Origin of the sequence: Actinomadura sp. 21ATH, assembly GCF_041951345.1 — a bacterium.
In the GTDB taxonomy this organism is placed as follows: domain Bacteria; phylum Actinomycetota; class Actinomycetes; order Streptosporangiales; family Streptosporangiaceae; genus Spirillospora.
On the sequence record NZ_JBGNUR010000019.1, the window covers coordinates 23,872 to 39,919 of the forward strand.

The window sequence follows — 16,048 nt, forward strand, 5'->3', positions numbered from 1 at the left end:
CCCCCCGCCATGGACATCCTCGACACCCCCGCCGGCTCCCCCGTCGAGTGGCCCGGCCTGGACGGCGTCGCCGCGCGCCGCTTCCGGCTGCTGGCCGTCGGCGACGTCCGCATCGAGGTCCGCGCGACGCTGCCCGGCCTGCGCTTCGCCGAGGTCACCGCCGACCGGCTGGCCTACGCCCCGGCGCGCGCCCTGGTCGCCGGCACGGCCGTCAACCTGGCCCGGGCCGCGGCCGGCTACTTCCGGCGGGTCGGCGTGCTGGCCCGCGTCGGCGACGACGACTACACCCCGGTGATCCGGCGGGAGCTGCGCCGGCTGGGCCTGCGCGACCTGCTCCGGGTCGAGCGGGGGGCCGCCAACGGCGTCACCGTGATGCTGCGGGACGGCGCGGCGCCCGGCCGGCCGCACGGCGTCCGGCTGCTGGTGGCCGAGGACGACACGCCCAACCGGCTGCTGTCGGAGCGGGACGTGCGCGGCGCGGCGGGCGAGATCCGGCGCGCCGACGTGCTGGTCGCCGACGGGTACGCGCTGCTGTCGCCGGTGTCGCGGGCGGCGCTGGCCCGCGCGGCGGAGACGGCGCGCGCGGCCGGCACGCTGGTCGCGTTCGACCTCGTCCCGCACGACATCGACGCGCGGCTGCCGGCGGCGGCGGTGCTGCCGCTGCTGCGGCTGGCCGACGTGGTCTTCACCGAGGCGCCGACCGCCGCGCGGCTGCTCGGCCGGCCCGCCGCGATGCCCGGCGGGGCCGAGGTGCGCGGGCTGCTGCCCGCGCTGGACGCGGCGGTGCCCGGCCGGCCGCTGTGGCTGCTGCGCTTCGGCGCCAGCTCGCTGGAGCGGTCGCTCGCCTACCAGCGCGACGGCCTGCTGCTGGAGTACGCGACCGGCTACGGCGAGGGCGTCGAGCGGGCCGGGTTCGGCGACCGGCTGGCGGCCGGCGAGCTGTTCTGGTGGCTGGCGTCCCGGTCAGGCCGCTGACGCCGCGCCGCCCTCGGCCGCGAGCGCCGCGCGCAGGTCGCCGAGCGTGTGCAGGAAGCGGGTGCGGCTGTCGGGCAGCCCGAACGACTCCTGCCACCGCCACGTCCGGCCCGCCCCGGCCGCCGCCCGCCGGAGGAACTGGCTCGGCACGCCGTCGCCGGGGTGGACGGTCGGCGCGCCCCGCTCGTCCACGAGGAGGTACGAGCGGCCCGCGCGGAAGCGGTCCCGCAGGGCCTCCCGGGTGGCCGGGACGCCGGGCAGGCCGTGCTCCTCCAGCACGGCGCGCACGCTCCGTACACCGGGGCGCACGGGCATCAGGTGCCAGTGCGCGTGGTCCACGCAGGCGCCGCCGCCCTGCGGGGTCCCGGGACCGTGCTCGAACATCAGCAGCTCATCGGTGCCGTAGGCGGCGCGGTAGACCCTTGCGACACGGTGACGCCATTGCCACGCTCCGGCCCACAGACCCTTCCCGAAGGCTCCGGCACACTGGAGGTGACGGAACGTCACCAGCAGCACGTGCCCCTCGACCAACGGAGCCAGGTCCGGGATGAGGAAGAAGTCGTCGTCGGCCGCCAGCACCGCCGGTTCGCCCGGCAGGTCCGCCATCGCGTTGAGCCGGAACCGCAACGGCGGGCACAGCACGCAGTCCCGGTCCGCGTCCTGGTCCACCTCCTGCGGCTCCTCTCCTCCGTCGGCCATCTCGTCCTCCGTTTCCGGGTACGTCCACCAGGGGTCGTCACTCTCCGTCTCCCCATGAACGTGCCCGGGAATGGCCCTCGAAGTGTGCGGGCACGGATAGAGCCACCAGACCAGTGAGGTAGAGAACTCCACCGAACGGGCACATAGCCATCAAAGGCGGTAACTGTGCAGCACTCCCCCCTCGCCCGCATTCTGGCGACCTCTCCGGCCCCCCGGCCACCGGCCGTGGACATGGCCGTACTGAACGCGCGCCTGGACGAGTCGTTCGACGTCCTGCGGGGCTCGTACGCGGTCACCGGGGGCGGCGGCGACGGGGGCGGCGGCTGGTACCACGACCTGACCCGGCCGGAGCCGGGCACCACGGCCACCGCGCTCGGGCTGCTGGCGTTCAGCGAGGCGGGTCGGCCGTTCGAGCACTTCGACGAGGGCCTGGCCTACCTGGCGGCGCGGCAGACGGCGTCCGGCGACCTGCTGCGGGACGGCGGCTGGGCCACCAAGACCAGCCTCGGCATGCCGGTCGTCGAGGCGACCGCGTGGATCGCCCGCTTCCTCGCCCGCGCGCGCTGCGACCTGCGCGAGGACGCGCCGGACGTGCGGCGCGCCTACCGCTGGCTGCTGCGCAACCAGAACCCCGACGGCGGCTGGGGCTCGCTGCTGGGCTGCGAGTCGCGGGTCTGGCTGACGTGCCTGGCGCTGCGCGCCCTCACCCAGCTCAACCCGTACGATCCGGCCGTCGAGCGGGGCGTGGAGTGGCTGACGGCCGACCGTACCGCGCAGCGGCCCGGCTGGGGCCCCACCTCGTCGGCGGCGCCGACCGTGACGCACACCGCGTTCGCGCTGGTGACGCTGGCGGAGGCGCGCCCGGGGTACCAGGACGAGCGGCTGCTGGCCGCGCACGACTGGCTGCGCGAGAACCTCGATCCCGACGACGACCACAGCTGGATCGAGACCTACGACGTCTCGCCGCACGGCACCGGCGCCAAGCCGGTGTGGCGGCTGGCGCTGTGGCACCACGGGCTGCCCGTCGCGCTGATGGCGATGCTGCGCGACCCGCGCGGCGCGCCGGGCCCCGCGGTCGCGCGGGCGTTCGCGACGCTGGTGAGAGGCAAGGTGACCACGCCGCGGTGGAACGGGTACCCCGGCAGCGGCCGCACCTCGCTGTGGACGCTGTGGTGGCGGATGGAGGCGCTGATGGAGCTGTCGCGCGTCCCGCTGACGAGCACCAGGGACGTGCTGCACTGGCTGCCGGACGCCACGATCGTGCAGCGCGACCACGCCCGCGACCGCCCGCTGCCCGCGCTGCTGCCCGCGCCCCCGAGGATCGACGTGCGGGCGCTGTTCAAGCGGCACTGGACGGTGCTGGTCCTGGTGCTCGTCGCGGTCGGGAGCCTGGGCGGCGTGGCGACCGGCGTGTGGGGCTGGAAGGACTTCTGGCTCAGCGTGATCCTGCCGATCGTGCTGACCACGACGCACGAGGCGATGAAGCGCCGCCGGCCGCCGCCCGCACCGGCCGCGCAGCCGCCGCAGCGCACCTCCGTCTGACCTCGCCCGGCCGGCGGGCGGGCGGGGCGTCAGTCCCGGGACGACAGGGGCGAGACGGGCATCGCGGCGCGGCGCCGCAGCTCGGCCTCGCCCGCCGCGCGCATCGCCTCGACGGGAACGTCGTCGCGGCCGGTCATCAGCTCGACCTGGCGCACGGCCTGGTGCAGGAGCATGGGGAAGCCGCCGACGACCACGCCGCCCGCCTCCTCGACGGCGGACGCGCACGCCGTGGGCCACGGCGCGTACACCACGTCGAACAGCGCCGCCCCCGACGCGGCGATCTGACCGGCGAACGGGTCGGCCGCGATGCCCGGCAGGGTGGACAGCACCAGGCCCCCGTCCAGCATGTCGGGCAGCCGGTCCAGCGACCCGATCCGCAGGTCCAGGCCGAACCGCTCGCCCACCGACACCGACTCGGCGGCGCGGTCGGGGTTGCGGACCGCCAGTCCCGCCTTGGTCAGCCCCAGCTCGGCGAGCGCGGCGAGCGCGGAGGCCGCGGTGGCGCCGCCGCCGAGCACCAGCGCCGAGCCGGGCGCGCCCAGCCCGGCCTCCGTCAGCGCCGCCACGATGCCGTGCACGTCGGTGTTGTCCCCGTGCCGGCGGCCGTCGCGGACCACGACCGTGTTCGCGCCGCCGACGGCCACCGCGAGGTCGGAGACGGTGTCGACCAGCTTCAGCGCGGTGCGCTTGAGCGGCATCGTGAGCGACAGCCCGGCCCACTCCTCGTCGAGCGACTCCAGGAAGCCCCACAGGCCGGTCTCGTCGCACTCGTACGCCTCGTACGTCCAGCCGTCCAGGCCCATCGCGGCGTACGCGGCGCGGTGCAGCACCGGGGACAGCGAGTGCCCGATCGGCTTGCCGAGGACGGCGGCCCTCGCCACTAGTTCCCCCCGTTGGCCGCGAGGTAGGCGTTGAGCTTGGCCCTGAGCCGCTCGAACTCCGCCTCGTCGTCGGCGAACTCGGTGATCTTGTTCTTCGGGTCGGTGGCCACGAAGAACAGCCAGTCGCCCTCCTCCGGCTTGAAGACCGCCTCGACGGCGGCCTCGCCCGGGTTGCCGATCGCGCCCGGCGGGAGCCCCCCGTAGTTGTAGGTGTTGTAGCGGTTCTTGGACTTGATGTCCTCGCTGCTGGCGACGATGCCGTACTTGCCGAGCCCGTAGAGCGTGGTGCTATCGAACTTGAGGAACATCGGGACGGGACGGTGCTGGAGCCGGTTGTAGATGACCCGGGAGATCTTGGGCATGTCCTCGGGCTTGCCGCTCTCGGCCTGGATCAGGCTGGCCATCGTGATCGCGGTGCCGGGGTTCATGTTCGCCTCCTGCGCCTTGCCGGCCAGGTCGTAGCGCGCCGCCCACTGGTTGAAGCGGTCCACCATCGACTTGAGGATCTCCTTGGCGGACGCGTTGGGGTTCAGGTTGTACTGGCCCGGGAACAGGTAGCCCTCGATCTTGCCCTTGGCGTAGTCGGGCAGCCCCAGCCCGGTGGGCCGGCGGATGACCTTGACGAAGTCGTTCTCCGGGATGCCGGTCTTCTCCGCCAGCACCTCCGCCACCTTGAGCGCGCGCAGCCCCTCGGGGATGGTGATCTGGTTGCCGGCCCGCGACTTGGGGTCCAGCAGCAGCGCCATCGCCGCGGCCGACGACATCTGCCTGCGCAGCTGGTAGAAGCCCGGCTGGATGCCGGCCGCCTTGGGGTTCTTGCCGTAGACCTCGATGAACGCCGCGGTGCTCTTGACGACCTTGTGCTCCAGCAGCGTGGTCGCGATGGTCGAGCCGCTGTCGCCGTCCTTGATCTGGACGGTGACGTTGCCCGAGCCCGAGCCCTCGTAGTCCGGCGGGTTCATCCGCTTGTCGAGCCAGGCGACGCCGAGCAGCCCGCCGGTGCCCACGATCGCGACGAGGAACGCCATCGCGAACAGGAACGCGGCCTTGCCGTTGTTGGCCTTCCGGCGCTGCCGCTGGCGCGGGCCGCGCCCGCCGCGCCCCGGCGGGGGTCCGCCGCGGCCACCGCGGCCGCCACCGCCCCGGCCGCCGCGGCCACCGCCGCGACCGCCCCTGCCGCCGCCACCGCGGCCGCGCGGGGCGCCCTGCGGGGCCCGGCCGCGGCGCCCGCGCTCGCCGTACGGCTCGGCGCCGCGCCGGTCCGCCTCGTAGGGGTCGGCGCCGTGCGGGTCGGCACCGTACGGATCCGCGCCGTGTGGATCGGCACCGTACGGATCCGAGCCGTACGGGTCTGAGAAGAGGTCCAAGTCGTTCATGAGCTTCCCCGGACGATCTCGCCTGGGGCCCGCCCCGTCAACCTCTCGCCGTCCAGCGCCGCCTGGAGCAGCACCGCGGCGGCGGCCTGGTCCACGACGCGGCGCCGGGCCTGGCCGTGGACGCCTTTCGCGCGCAGGCCGCTCTCGGCCGTGACCGTGGTGAGCCTCTCGTCGTACAAGCGAACCGCCTCGGGGGGTAGCAGGCCCGCCAGCCGGGCCGCGAACTTGCGCGCCGCCTCCGCCGCCGGGCCCTCCCGGCCCGACAGCGAGGTCGGCAGTCCCACGATCACCTCGACGGCCTCGTGCTCGCCCGCGAGCGCCACCAGCCGGTCGAGGTCCCCCTTGCCCCGCTTCACCGTCTCCAGCGGGGACGCGAGGATCCCGGCGGGGTCGCTCCGCGCGACCCCGATCCGGACGCTCCCCACGTCAACGCCGAGCCGGACGCCCTGCCTCATCGGCCCGCTCCGCTCGCCGGCGCGCCGCCGCTCCGACGCGGCGGCTTCCCTCGTCGCTCCGGTCGCAAGCTCCCTGCGCTCCTCAGTCCAGCCGCCGCGCGGCCGCCCGCCGGCCTCATCGGCCCGCTCCGCTCACCCGGCTCGCCGTCCCTGCCGGGGCGGTCCTCACGCGGCCCCTACCGCTCGCTCGACGGCACGGACCGCGTCGCCGGCCGCGGCGGCGTCGGCGCCGCCGCCCTGCGCGAGGTCGTCCTTGCCGCCCCCGCCGCCGCCGAGGGTCTTGGCGGCCACGCCGACCAGGGCCCCGGCCTTGAGGCCGCGCTCGCGGGCGCCCTCGGTGACCGCGATGACGACGACCGGGCGGTCCTTGGGAACGCCGACCACCATCACCACGGCGGGCCGGGCCGCCAGCCGGCCGCGGACGTCGACCGCCAGCTTGCGCAGGTCGTCGGCGCCGGTGCCGTCGGGGGCGCGGTGCCCCACGAACGCGATGCCGTTCACGTCGGCGGCGCCGTCGGCCAGCGAGCCGGCGACGGCCAGGACCTGCTGGGAGCGCAGCCGCTCCAGCTCCTTCTCGGCGTCGCGCAGCCGGGCGACCACGCCGGAGATCCGCTCGGGCAGCTCCTCCTTGCGCGCCTTCATCTGCTCCGAGAGCTGGTTGACCAGCACGCTCTCCTTGGCCAGGAAGCGGAACGCGTCGATGCCGACCAGCGCCTCGACGCGGCGGACGCCCGCGCCGATGGAGGACTCGCCCAGCACCTTGACCAGGCCGAGCTGCCCGGAGCGGGCGACGTGGGTGCCGCCGCACAGCTCGCGGGAGTAGTCGCCGACCTCCACGACGCGGACCTCGTCGCCGTACTTCTCGCCGAACAGGGCCAGCGCGCCCATGGCGCGGGCCTCGTCGATCGAGGTGTGGAACGCCCGCACGTCCAGGTCGTTGATCAGGACGTCGTTGACCTCGTCCTCGACGTCGCGCAGCACGCTGACCGGGACGGCGCCGGAGGCGGTGAAGTCGAACCGGAACCGGCCGGGCGAGTTCTCCGAGCCCGCCTGCGCCGCCGACTCGCCCAGCGCCCGCCGGAACCCGGCGTGCACCATGTGGGTCGCGGTGTGCGAGCGGGAGATGGCGTGCCGCCGGGTGACGTCGATCTCGGCCTGCGCGGTGTCGCCGGCGCGGGCCTCGCCGGCGCGGACCCGGCCGCGGTGCACGATCAGGCCCGGCAGCGGGGACTGCACGTCGGTGATCTCGATCTCGGCGCCGTTGCCGGTGCGGATCACGCCGTGGTCGGCGAGCTGGCCGCCGCCCTCGGCGTAGAACGGGGTGCGGTCGAGGACGACCTCGACCTCGGTGCCCTCGCCCGCGGCCGCGACGTTCGCGCCGTTCACCAGCAGCCCGGCCACCCGGCCCTCGCCAAGCACGTCGGTGTAGCCGATGAAGTCGACCTTGCCGCCGGCGCCGCTGAGCAGCTCGTCCAGCACCGAGACGTCGAGGTTGCCGGTCTTCTTCTCGCGCGCGTCCTTCTTGGCCCGGTCGCGCTGCTCGGCCATCAGCCGGCGGAAGCCGTCCTCGTCCACCTGGAGGCCCTGTTCGGAGGCCATCTCCAGGGTGAGGTCGATCGGGAAGCCGTAGGTGTCGTGCAGCTTGAACGCCTGGTCGCCGCCCAGCGCGGTCCGGCCCGCCTCGCGCGTGTCGGTCACCGCCTGGTCGAAGATGGCGGTGCCGGTGCGGAGCGTCTGGAGGAACGAGTCCTCCTCGGCGTCGATGACCGTGTGGATGTTGGCGGCGGTGCGGACCAGCTCGGGGTACTGCGCGCCCATCGCGTCGACGGCGACCGCGGTCAGCTCGTGCATCAGCCCGGCGTCCTCGCCGCCGAGCAGCCGCAGGTTGCGGATCGAGCGGCGCAGGATGCGGCGCAGCACGTACCCGCGGCCCTCGTTGCCGGGCCGGATGCCGTCGGCGACCATCATCGTGCCGCTGCGCACGTGGTCGGCGATGACCCGCAGCGACACGTCGGCGCGGTGGTCGCGGCCGTACCTGGCGCCGGTCAGCTCGGCCGCGCGGGCCAGGACCTTCCACAGCGTGTCGGTCTCGTAGATGTTGTCGACGCCCTGGAGGACGGCGGCCATCCGCTCCAGGCCCATGCCGGTGTCGATGTTCTTGGCCGGCAGGTCGCCCGCGATGTCGAAGTCGACCTTGGTGCGGACCTCGCTGAGCTGCGACTGCATGAAGACGAGGTTCCAGACCTCCAGGTACCGGTCCTCGTCGACGACCGGGCCGCCCTCGCGCCCGTACTCGGGGCCGCGGTCGTAGTAGATCTCCGAGCAGGGCCCGCCGGGGCCGGGCACGCCCATGTGCCAGTAGTTGTCGGCCAGCCCGCGGCGCTGGATGCGCTCCTCGGGGACGCCGACCTTGTCCCGCCAGATGCCGGCGGCCTCGTCGTCATCGGTGTAGACGGTGACCCAGAGCTTCTCCTCGGGGAAGCCGAACCCGCCGTCGGCCTGGGGCCGGGTGAGCAGCTCCCAGGCGAAGGGGATGGCCCCCTCCTTGAAGTAGTCGCCGATGGAGAAGTTCCCCAGCATCTGGAAGAACGTGGCGTGCCGGGTGGTCTTGCCGACCTCCTCGATGTCCGGGGTACGCACGCACTTCTGCGCGCTGGTCATCCGGACGGCCGGCGGGGTGCGCTGGCCGAGGAAGTACGGCTTGAACGGGACCATCCCGGCGTTCACCAGAAGCAGGGTGGGGTCCTCGGCGATCAGGCCGGCCGACGGCACCACGGTGTGCCCGCGCTCTTCGAAGAAACCGAGGAAGCGGCGTGCGACCTCTGCCGACTCCATGATCAGTGGCCATCCTTGTCGTCGTCGATGATCGTGTATCGCGCCTTCAGGACCCGGCGGCGCGGGCCCTCGAGCTCCGGCGGGGCCTGGTCCATGGCCACGGCCTCGCGGAGCTCGATCTCCCGCGCCCGCATCTCGGTACGGACGTCCTGGGCGAAAAGTTTCAACCGGTCGCCCGCGCCGTGCCCGGCGGTGACGGCGCGGGCCGCCACGCCCTCGGGCGACCAGGTGCGCGCGAAGCGCTCCACCCGGCGCTTGACCCGGTGCGTGGCGTAGACCCCGGCGCCGGCGCCCACGCCGAGCCAGAAGAGCCTTTTCATTGTGCCTCGCTTCGCCCGGGGCTCACCGGCGCCCCTTGCCCGTGGATCGGTCGCCCGCGGAACGGCCGCCTCCGGAGCGGCTCTGCAGCTGGGGGCGGGAGGCGCCGTTGCCCTCGCGGGCCTTCGCCTCGTCGGCCCGGTTGCCGAGGGCCTTGCGGACGCCGTACGAGAACGCCGCCGCCTTCACCAGCGGGCCGCCCACGACCGAGGTCATCACGGTGGTGACGGCGGAGACGTTCTGCGTCACGCCGGCGACCTGCTTGGTGATGACGTCGGTGCGGCCGAGCTGCTCGTTGGCGCGGTTGACCGTACGGGTCATGTCCTCCATCAGGGGCCCGGCGCGGTCGCCCAGGTCGGAGACGAACTCGCTCGCCTCCTTGAGCAGGCGGGCCAGCTTGAGGAGGGTGAGAGCGAGGAACGCGACCAGCACCGCCCAGAACACGGCCACGATGAGGCCTGCTAGCTGTCCACCAGTAAGCATCAGGGTTTCCGTTCGCTGCGTTCGGCTCGGGTCCGGGCCGGTGCCCGCCGCGGCGCCGGGGCCCGGTCCGGGCTCGGTCTGGAGAGACCTTACCGTGGGTACCGGCCGGAACCGTGCGGGTCGGACGGCCCGCCCGCCCCCCGTGGACCGCCCGCCGCCGTGGCGGCGCGGCCCCGGAACCCGAGGTCTTCCGGGCAATCTACCGGGCCGGGCCGCCCGATGCCGGGAGCACCGGCCGCGAAGATCGGATTCGCCCGTCCCGGCCCGCCGCGTCAGTCCTTCCCGTCGCCCTTGCCCCGCAGGACCGAGCGGATGCGTGCCAGCACCTCGGTGAAGCGCGCCTCGGCCCCGTGCCGGGTCGGCTTGTAGTAGCGGCGGCCGTGGACGGTGTCGGGCGCGTACTGCTGCCGGACGACCCCGCCGGGGTGGTCGTGGGCGTACTTGTAGCCCTGGCCGTGCCCGACCTTGGCGGCGCCCTTGTAGTGGGAGTCGCGCAGATGGCCGGGGACGGGCCCGGCGTCGCCCTTCTTCACGTCCGCGATCGCCGCGTCCACGGCCATGATCACGGCGTTGGACTTGGGCGCCAGGGAGAGGTGGATCACCGCCTGGGCGAGGTTGATGCGGGCCTCGGGCAGCCCGACGTACTCCACCGCCTGCGCCGCGGCGGTCGCGGTCTGCAGCGCGGTCGGGTCGGCCATCCCGATGTCCTCGCTGGCGTGCACGATCAGCCGGCGGGCGATGAACCGCGGGTCCTCGCCGGCCTCGATCATGCGGGCCAGGTAGTGCAGCGCGGCGTCGACGTCGCTGCCCCGGATGCTCTTGATGAACGCGCTGATGACGTCGTAGTGCTGGTCGCCCTCGCGGTCGTAGCGGACGGCGGCCCGGTCGACGGCCTTCTCCAGCACGTCCACGTCGATCGCGGCGCCCTCGTCGACGACCAGCGCGGCCGCCTCCAGGTAGGTGAGGGTGCGGCGGGCGTCGCCGCCGGCCAGCCGGATCAGGTGGTCCTCGGCCGCCGCGTCCATCGTGATCGTCCCGCCGAGGCCGCGCTCGTCGGCCAGCGCCCGCCGGACGACCTCGCGCAGGTCGTCCTCGCCGAGCGGCTCCAGGGTCAGCAGCAGCGAGCGGGACAGCAGCGGGCTGATCACCGAGAAGAACGGGTTCTCGGTGGTGGCGCCGATGAAGGAGACCCAGCGGTTCTCCACGGCGGGCAGCAGCGCGTCCTGCTGGGCCTTGTTGAAGCGGTGCACCTCGTCGACGAACAGCACGGTCTGCCGGCCGGTCATGCCCAGCTCGCGGCGGGCCAGGTCGATCTCGGCGCGGACCCGCTTGACGCCGTCGCTGACGGCGGAGATCTCCACGAAGCGGCGCCGGGTGGCGTGGCTCACCACGGTGGCCAGGGTGGTCTTGCCGGTGCCGGGCGGCCCCCACAGCACCAGCGACATCGGCACGTCGCGGTCGACGAGCTGGCGGATCGGGGTGCCCGGGCCGAGCAGGTGCTGCTGGCCGACGACCTCGTCCAGGCCGCGCGGCCGCATCCGCACGGCCAGCGGCTCCTCGGCCCCTCCCCTGGACGCCGCCGCGGCCGGGGAGGCCGCCGCGGCGGCGCCGCGCTCCCCGGGGCCCGCGGGCTCCGCCGATTCCGCGCCCGGCGCGTCGAACAGTCCCTCCGGCTGCCCCGGATCCACCCTGCTGGTCACGCTCCGACACTATCTCGCTCTCCGGACATCCCCGGCGCTCCCGGGCGCGGTTAAGATCTGCCCGGAGGAGGAACCGCAGCGTGACGATGGGCCGTACGACCCCGCGCCCGCGCCATGGGCCCGCAGGGCTGCTCATGGCGCTGTTCGTGGTGGCCGGGCTCGTCTTCAGCTACGGGCTGGGCCACGGGCCGCCGCGCGAGGTGTGCACCGCCCACCTGGTGCACGTTCCGGCCGGCGTCGCCGCCGCGATGCCGGACGCGGGCGCCACCGCCTCCCCCGCGTACAGCGCGCCGGTCGACCTGCCGCCGCTCAGCCCGATGGACGGCGCCTGCCTGTGCATGGCCGTGCTCGTGGGCCTGCTGGTGCTCGCGCTGGCCGCCGGGCCGCGCCGGTCGGGACGGTCGCTGCCGCGCCGTACGGGCTGGTTCCTGCCGCCGCCCGCGCTCGCGGCGCTCCCCTCACCCTCGCTCGCCTCTCTGCAGGTGCTCCGGCTGTGACGGTCCGGGCCGCACGGCCCTGACCGCACGCCTTTTTCCGAGCACGTCCGGCCCGAGAGGGAGCTTCACCATGTCCAAGAGCGCCCGCAACCGCGCGCAGCGCGCCCAGAAGAACGTCCTGACCAAGCGCGACGTCCCCTGGGGAGGCATCGCGTTCTTCACCGTCATCGGCCTGGTGGCGGTCGTGGCGATCGGCTACGCCTTCCTGCAGAGCCGCCCCGCCGACGCCGCCATCGAGGGCCTGATCGAGAAGGACGGCCTGAGCCAGGAGCACACGACCGGGACCGTCCGGTACGAGTCCAGCCCGCCCATGGGCGGCGACCACGACCCCATGTGGCAGAACTGCGACGCCCGGGTCTACGACAGGCAGCTGCGCAACGAGAACGCCGTGCACTCGCTCGAGCACGGCGCGGTCTGGGTCACCTACCGGCCCGGGCTGGCGGCCGGCCAGATCGAGCGGCTGAGCGGCAAGATCGAGAACACCGACTACTCGATGATGAGCCCGTACGCCGGCCAGGACGCGCCGATCATCATGACGGCGTGGGGCAAGCAGCTGAAGCTGCAGGAGGCCTCCGACGCGCGGGTGGACGCCTTCCTGCGCGCGTTCGTGAAGGGCCCGCAGACGCTGGAGCCGGGCGCCGCGTGCAGCGGCGCGAAGGACGCGGCATGAGGGAGCGAAGCGAGCTCGTGATCGCCGCTCTTGCCGGGGGGTGTGGGGGGTCGTCCCCCCACGAGGAGATCTCGTGACGGACGGGGCCGCGGCCCCGCGGGGGCGGCGGGCGACCGCCGTCCTCGCGGCGCTCGTCCTGGCCGTCGCCGGGGTCCTGGTGGCCTGGCAGGCGCTGCGGCCGGACCGGCCGGGGAGCGACGGGCCGGAGGCGGGGTTCGCGCGGGACATGAGCGTCCACCACGCCCAGGCGGTGCGGATGTCGTTCCTGGTCCGGGACGGCTCCGGGGACGAGCGCGTCCGGCTGCTGGCGTACGACATCATCAACACCCAGTCGGCGCAGATCGGCATGATGACGGCCTGGCTGGACGAATGGGGGCTGCCGAAGGCGGATCCGGCGGGCCGGATGCGGTGGATGGCCGGCCACGGCGGGCACGGCGGCGGCCGGGCCGGGCCGGGGACCGGCGGCGGCGCGGCGCCGATGCCGGGGATGGCCACGCGGGACCAGCTCGCGGGGCTGGAGCGGGCCTCCGGCCGGGACGCCGAGGTGCGCTACCTCCAGCTCATGATCGCCCACCATCGGGGCGGCGTGGCCATGGCCGAGGCGGTGCTGGCGCGCACCGGCCATCCGCGGGTGCGGCGGCTGGCCCGGACCATGGTGGCCGGGCAGCGGTCAGAGATCACCCTGATGACCGACATGCTGCGCGAACGGGGCATCCGGGCCTAACCTCCCATACCGCTTGACAGCGAACGCCGATCGCGGGTCACTGGCCACCATGGCTCCGACACTCAGCGGCTACCACCGGGCACTGGATCTCTTCGAGGACAGGGTGGGCGGTGTGCCCGGCGACCGGTGGCCGGCGCCCTCGCCGTGCGACCGCTGGACGGCCCGCGAGGTGGCCGGGCACATGATCGGCGGCCAGTACGCGATCCTGGCGCTGGCCACCGGCTGGCCGGCGCCGGACGCGGGCGGCGCCGGCGCGGGCATCGGGGGCGTGGACGTGGGGGCCGGCGGCGAGCCGGGCGGGTTCGCCACCGGCGACGTCCTGCTGGCCTGGCGCACCGCCCGCAAGGAGTGCGACGCGGCGCTCACCCCGGAGGCGCTGCGCCGCCCCATCCCGTTCGGCACGCTGGGCGAGCTGCCGCTGATCGACTTCCTGGGCGCGTACGTGCTGGAGCCGCTCGTGCACGCCTGGGACCTGGCCCGCGCCACCGGCCAGCCGGAACGCCTCGACCAGGACCTGGTGCACCACGCGTTCGCGACGGCGCACGTGGTGGCCGCCGGCCTGCGCGCGGCCGGCCGGCTCGGGCCCGCCCTGCCCCCGCCGCCGCGCGCGGACGAGCAGACCCGGCTGCTGGCCTTCCTCGGCCGTGCGGCGGAACCGCGGGACGCCTAGAGCCCCGGACGGGAGGTCAGGAGAACTCGGCGAGGGTGCGCTCGGCCTCTTCCAGCCAGGCGCGGCGCGCGGTCAGCGCCTCCTCGGCGTCCTTGACCGCCTTCTCCCGGCCGGCGTCGCGGGCCTTGGCCAGGTCCTTCTCCAGCCGCTCGATCGAGCCGCGCAGCTGCGCCACCGTGGCCTCGGCGCGCGCCCGCGCCTCGGGGTTGGTGCGCCGCCACTCGTTCTCCTCGGCGCCCCGGACGGTCTCCTCGATCTTGCGGAGCCGGCCCTCCAGCCGGTCGCGCTGGTCGCGCGGCACCGGGCCGGCGGCCTCCCAGCGCTCCTGGATCGCGCGCAGCGCCTGCCGGGCCTGCCGGACGTCGCGGACGGGCAGCAGCTTCTCCGCCTCCGCGAGGATCTTCTCCTTCTCGTCGGCGTGCACCCGCAGCTCGGCGTCGCGCTCGGCGAACGCGGCGGCGCGGGCCGCGAAGAAGACGTCCTGGGCGCCCTTGAACCGGGTCCACAGGTCCTCCTCGGCGTCCCGGGAGGCGCGCCCGGCCAGCTTCCAGCGGCGCATCAGGTCGCGGTAGGCGGCCGCGGTCTCGCCCCAGTCGGTCGAGCCGGTCATCTCCTCGGCCTCGGCGACCAGGCGCTCCTTCTCCCGGCGGGCCTCCTCGCGCTGGTCGTCGAGGGTGGCGAAGTAGACCTTGCGGCGCTTGGTGAAGGCGTTGCGGGCGGCCGACAGCCGCTTCCACAGGGCGGTCTCGGTCGGCCGGTCGATCCGGTCGGCGGCCTTCCACTCCTCGACCAGCCGGCGCAGCCGCTCGCCGCCGTTCTTCCAGTGCGTCTCCTCGGCGGCGATCCGCTCGGCCTCGGCGACGATCCGCTCCTTGATCTCGCGGGCCTCGTGCCGGGCGTGCTCGCGCTGGGCCTTGACCTCCTCGCGCTTGCGGCCGACCTGGTCGGTCAGGCCGTCCAGCCGGCGGACCAGGCTGTCGAGGTCGCCGACCGCGTGCGCGTCGGTGACCGCCTCGCGCAGCCGGGCGATGCTCTGCTGGGCCTGGGCCGGCTGCAGGCCGGTGGTGCGCAGCCGCTGCTCCAGCAGCCCGATCTCGGTGACCAGCGCGTCGTACTTGCGCTTGAAGTAGGCCAGGGCCTCCTCGGGTGCACCGGCCTGCCAGGAACCCACGACGCGCTCGCCGTCGGACGTCTTCACGTAGACGGTGCCGTCCTCGTCCACCCGGCCCCAGGGATCGGTCGCGCTGGACACGCTTGCCTCCTGAATCGCGGGCCCGATCGCGCTCACGACCATCGGGCCCTCCACACCTTAGTATCCCGTTCGCCTATTTCCCGGCGATCGCGACGCTCTGGATCTCGACCTTCTTCTTCGGCTTCCCCGTGCCGTCGTCGCCGGGCTTGTCCACCCCGGCCTTGGCGACCTTCTCCAGGACGTCCAGCCCCGAGGTGATCTTGCCGAACACCGAGTAGCTAGGCGGCAGCTGCGAGTTTCCGTACACCAGGAAGAACTGGCTGCCGTTGGTGCCCTCGCCGGCGTTGGCCATGGCGACCGTGCCCTTGGGGTAGGTGGCGCCCTCGAGGTTCTCGTCGGCGAACTGGTAGCCCGGGCCGCCCTGGCCGGTGCCCGTCGGGTCGCCGCACTGGAGCATCTTCAGGCCCTCGCTGGTGGACAGCCGGTGGCACTCGGTGCCGTCGAAGTACTTCTTGCCGGCCAGGAACGCGAAGGAGTTGGTGGTGCAGGGCGCCTTGGCGCCGTCGAGGGTGAGCCCGACGGTGCCCTGGCTCGTCTTGAGCGTCGTCTGCACCGCGCCCTTGTGCGCGGGCTTGGCCGGGGGCGTGCCGAGGTCCTTGGGGGCGCCCTTGTCGTCGGCGGCCTTGTTGTAGGTGCAGTCGCCGGCGGCCTTGGCCTGGGGCTCGGCCTTCTTCTCGTCGTCGCCGGTGAGCACCACGAAGCCGCCGGCGCCCCCCGCGATCACCGCGACCGCGGCCACCGAGCCGATGATCCGGACGCGGCGCGCGCGGGCCTGCTGCGCCCGGCGGCGCGCCTCCTGCCGCTCGTAGCGCTGCCGCGCGAGTTCCTTCTTGCGGTCTTTACCCGCCACGTGCCTTGCCTCCGGTGTGATCAGGGGAACGTGCAGCGCATAGTAGCGGTCCCCGGACACCGCCGGGTCCCCCGCCGATCGGGGGAACCGGGCGCGGGGGGGGGGGGGGGCCGGGGGCGGG

16 protein-coding genes are annotated in these 16,048 nt (G+C 74.4%); 6 read left to right on the top strand and 10 right to left on the bottom strand.

Translation table 11 applies throughout. The features are described 5' to 3' along the window. Window positions 1–9: 9 nt before the first annotated feature. The gene (locus ACA361_RS35360) at window positions 10–975 is read left to right on the top strand and encodes a PfkB family carbohydrate kinase (protein ID WP_375019422.1); all 966 of its coding nucleotides are present in this window, start codon (window positions 10–12) and stop codon (window positions 973–975) included. Here the strand turns inward: ACA361_RS35360 and ACA361_RS35365 are convergent. Further along, window positions 964–1,674, bottom strand: coding sequence for an HIT family protein (locus tag ACA361_RS35365; protein WP_375019424.1), 711 nt, complete (start codon window positions 1,672–1,674; stop codon window positions 964–966). The genes ACA361_RS35360 and ACA361_RS35365 overlap by 12 nt on opposite strands. A 231-nt stretch (window positions 1,675–1,905) precedes the next feature. Between ACA361_RS35365 and ACA361_RS35370 the strand changes: the two genes are divergently transcribed. Further along, window positions 1,906–3,216, top strand: coding sequence for a prenyltransferase/squalene oxidase repeat-containing protein (locus tag ACA361_RS35370; protein ID WP_375019426.1), 1,311 nt, complete (start codon window positions 1,906–1,908; stop codon window positions 3,214–3,216). 29 nt (window positions 3,217–3,245) lie between these two features. On the opposite strand, the gene ACA361_RS35375 is transcribed toward ACA361_RS35370, so the two are convergent. The 7 genes from ACA361_RS35375 to ACA361_RS35405 form a co-directional block, all read right to left on the bottom strand. Further along, a complete protein-coding gene (locus tag ACA361_RS35375) occupies window positions 3,246–4,097 on the bottom strand; it encodes a shikimate dehydrogenase (protein ID WP_375019427.1) in 852 nt (283 codons plus the stop codon). Then, window positions 4,097–5,473, bottom strand: coding sequence for an endolytic transglycosylase MltG (gene mltG / locus ACA361_RS35380; protein ID WP_375019429.1), 1,377 nt, complete (start codon window positions 5,471–5,473; stop codon window positions 4,097–4,099). Before mltG ends, ACA361_RS35375 begins: the two co-directional genes overlap by 1 nt. Next, the gene (gene ruvX, locus ACA361_RS35385; protein WP_375019431.1) at window positions 5,470–5,928 is read right to left on the bottom strand and encodes a Holliday junction resolvase RuvX; all 459 of its coding nucleotides are present in this window, start codon (window positions 5,926–5,928) and stop codon (window positions 5,470–5,472) included. The genes mltG and ruvX overlap by 4 nt, the downstream gene beginning before the upstream one ends. A 165-nt stretch (window positions 5,929–6,093) precedes the next feature. Then, window positions 6,094–8,763 carry an alanine--tRNA ligase gene (gene alaS / locus ACA361_RS35390; RefSeq protein ID WP_375019433.1) on the bottom strand — a complete coding sequence of 890 codons (2,670 nt, stop codon included), beginning with the start codon at window positions 8,761–8,763 and terminating at the stop codon, window positions 6,094–6,096. A gap of 2 nt (window positions 8,764–8,765) precedes the next feature. Then, on the bottom strand, window positions 8,766–9,083 hold the full coding sequence (locus tag ACA361_RS35395) for a DUF6167 family protein (protein WP_375019434.1): 318 nt from the start codon (window positions 9,081–9,083) through the stop codon (window positions 8,766–8,768). 22 nt (window positions 9,084–9,105) lie between these two features. Further along, on the bottom strand, window positions 9,106–9,531 hold the full coding sequence (locus ACA361_RS35400; RefSeq protein WP_375019436.1) for a DUF948 domain-containing protein: 426 nt from the start codon (window positions 9,529–9,531) through the stop codon (window positions 9,106–9,108). A gap of 305 nt (window positions 9,532–9,836) precedes the next feature. Then, on the bottom strand, window positions 9,837–11,102 hold the full coding sequence (locus tag ACA361_RS35405) for a replication-associated recombination protein A (protein WP_375019567.1): 1,266 nt from the start codon (window positions 11,100–11,102) through the stop codon (window positions 9,837–9,839). A gap of 242 nt (window positions 11,103–11,344) precedes the next feature. Between ACA361_RS35405 and ACA361_RS35410 the strand changes: the two genes are divergently transcribed. The 4 genes from ACA361_RS35410 to ACA361_RS35425 all read left to right on the top strand — a co-directional run bounded on the left by ACA361_RS35410 (window position 11,345) and on the right by ACA361_RS35425 (window position 13,825). Then, entirely contained in the window at window positions 11,345–11,761 is a 417-nt protein-coding gene (locus ACA361_RS35410) for a hypothetical protein (protein WP_375019437.1), read from the top strand. A gap of 70 nt (window positions 11,762–11,831) precedes the next feature. Continuing rightward, on the top strand, window positions 11,832–12,431 hold the full coding sequence (locus ACA361_RS35415; RefSeq protein WP_375019439.1) for a DUF3105 domain-containing protein: 600 nt from the start codon (window positions 11,832–11,834) through the stop codon (window positions 12,429–12,431). A gap of 73 nt (window positions 12,432–12,504) precedes the next feature. After that, on the top strand, window positions 12,505–13,155 hold the full coding sequence (locus ACA361_RS35420) for a DUF305 domain-containing protein (RefSeq protein WP_375019441.1): 651 nt from the start codon (window positions 12,505–12,507) through the stop codon (window positions 13,153–13,155). A 49-nt stretch (window positions 13,156–13,204) separates the two neighbouring features. Continuing rightward, complete coding sequence (locus tag ACA361_RS35425; protein ID WP_375019443.1) at window positions 13,205–13,825, top strand: TIGR03086 family metal-binding protein; 621 nt, start codon at window positions 13,205–13,207, stop codon at window positions 13,823–13,825. 16 nt (window positions 13,826–13,841) lie between these two features. On the opposite strand, the gene ACA361_RS35430 is transcribed toward ACA361_RS35425, so the two are convergent. Next, window positions 13,842–15,119 (bottom strand): DUF349 domain-containing protein, encoded by a 1,278-nt coding sequence (locus tag ACA361_RS35430; protein WP_375019445.1) that lies wholly within the window; start codon window positions 15,117–15,119, stop codon window positions 13,842–13,844. Window positions 15,120–15,150: 31 nt separating this feature from the next. Beyond that, window positions 15,151–15,927 (bottom strand): peptidylprolyl isomerase, encoded by a 777-nt coding sequence (locus ACA361_RS35435; protein WP_375019447.1) that lies wholly within the window; start codon window positions 15,925–15,927, stop codon window positions 15,151–15,153. Window positions 15,928–16,048 lie beyond the last annotated feature (121 nt).